1 protein-coding gene is annotated in these 2,196 nt (G+C 62.3%); it reads right to left on the reverse strand.

The features are described from left to right. A partial coding sequence (locus M5B97_RS27525) for a DUF6531 domain-containing protein (RefSeq protein WP_248733235.1) occupies positions 1 to 2,196 on the reverse strand: 2,196 nt, incomplete at both ends.

Genomic DNA, 2,196 nt, shown 5'->3' on the forward strand with positions numbered 1-2,196 from the left:
CTGCTCTTCCAGCAACTGCCCGCGTTCATTCCACACCAGCCGATGACAGCTGTGATCGGGATACCCAACCCCCGTCAGTTGCCCGCGCTTGTTATAGCTGTAGTCGGTCATGTGGCCGTCGGGATCGATCCGACGTGTCACATCGCCTTGATCATTGCGCTCATACTTCCAGACCGCCTGGCCCCGTCGCACCACGCGTACGAAGCCGTTGTCATGCTCGTAGGACGTCGGTTCGTCATCCCCCGGAAACATCGCCACCAAGCGTCCGGCATCGTCGTACTGATACGCCGTCACCGCGCCCAGCGGGTCCTGCTCGACCGTCAGCCGGCCTTTGGCGTCATAGGATTTGAAGTGTTCGGCACCGTCCGGGTCGATACGCTGCACCAGGCGTGCCCGCTGGTCGTGCACGTAGACTTCCTGGCTGCCATCGGCGTTAAACACTGTGACCTGGCCGTCGTCACCCCAGGCGTAACACGCGTCCATCTGCGAGAAGCTTGCCCAATGCCGGACACACCGCGCCGCCTTGCCCGCCCGTTCCCACTCCCAGTAGAAAATCGCCCCATCGGCCAACTGCCGCTCAAGAATGACGTGCTGATCGTCGTACCGGTAAACCTCGCATTCACCGACGGCATTGGTCGCCGACACCAGTCGGCCACCATCGTCATAGGCGTAGGAAACAACGGTCTGCTCCGTCACCCAGGCGAAGGACTCATGCCCCTTGGCGCGCTGAACCTGATAATCCACCGCCACAATGCGGCCCAGCTCATAGCGCAAACACAGCGAGCGGCCGACGCCGTTATCCAACCGCTCGATGCGTCCCGAACGATCCCGCACAATGCGCAGCCGGTTGTCATACGCATCGCTGATGGCCGTCAGCACACCGTCGCGAAAGTGGTAGAACCGCGACGCCTGGGCCAGCACCAACTCATCGGGCGCCGCGCCTAGATAGATCGCTGCTTCGGCCAGGCTATTGGTGATTGAAGGCCGTAACTCAGTGGGCAGTGGAAACTCAGTGGAGCGGTTTTCATGGTCCGTCCACAGCACCGAATCGCCTGACACCGCAAGCCTGTGCGCCAGCGCATGGCTCCAGCCAAACCCCAGCCCGCAATCCACTTCCACGGCACTGGTGCGATATAACCGCGTCCACTCAAACGGCAGCACGCCGTCCAGCGTGCCATCGGTGAGGGTCAGCAACTCCTCGCCGGTGACCATCGACACCGGGCAGCCATGGGAGGCGGTTTTTTCCGCACTGGCGGCGGCATCGCCCTGTGGGTTTTTCGCCGAAGCCGGTACGTCGTCGACAGACTCTTTCTGCCTCAGCACCGCATTCTGCCGCGCTCGCCAGCGCATCTGCATCCGGCCCTGTTTCAACCCGCCGACCACACCACGAACCGCGACCGCCTTGTAGCGATCCACGGCTTGCATGAACTTTTTCAGAATCGCCAGCAGGCCTTCGACAAAGCCCATCGCCGCCTGAAGAATGCCTTTGCCGTACTTGACCAGGCGCAAGCTCAGGTACGCCACGCCTGCCGCCGGCAACGCGATCGTCAGCACCACGCCGATCACCAGATCAATCAGCAGCGAGACCACAAAACCGGCAGCTGCCTCGGCCATTTCCTGGGGCGGCAACGCGTCCAGCCAGATCATCGCGGTGCGCAACATCAGGTACAGCGCGGCTTCATCACTGGCGAGCAACATCGCCTGTTCCATGACCTTGGGCGCATCGGTGGCGATCTGCGCCAGCTTCGCCGCCTCGGCCCCCAGCTGTTCGGCAAATTTCAACGGGTCTTCAAGAATCGCCTGTACCAGCTTGATGCTGTCCCACACATCCCTGATCGCCGCCCAACTGCCTGCCAGCACACTGCTGCCAACCGCACTGGCTGTCGCCACCTCCCAATGCGGCCGGAAACCCTTCCACTGTGAGCGCAGCCATTGCTCCAGATCCGCCGTCAGCCCGGTGTAGGAGGCGAACAAAGCGTCTACCTGCTCTGCTGAAACGCCGCCTTGTACCCGTACCTCGTATCGCCCGCCTGCTGCACAAACGTGCGAGCCTTTGCCATACTCGTCCAGCACGACCACGGCAGAGCTGCCGTCATCCAGCCCGATGACTTCAACGGGGATATTGCCGATCGGTACGTCGTACACCGACTCGAACTGGCTCTCGATCTGCAGCACACCGCCCGCCGGGCAACGGGC

Origin of the sequence: Pseudomonas sp. MWU13-2517 (genome assembly GCF_023242545.1) — a bacterium.
Taxonomy (GTDB): Bacteria; Pseudomonadota; Gammaproteobacteria; order Pseudomonadales; family Pseudomonadaceae; genus Aquipseudomonas.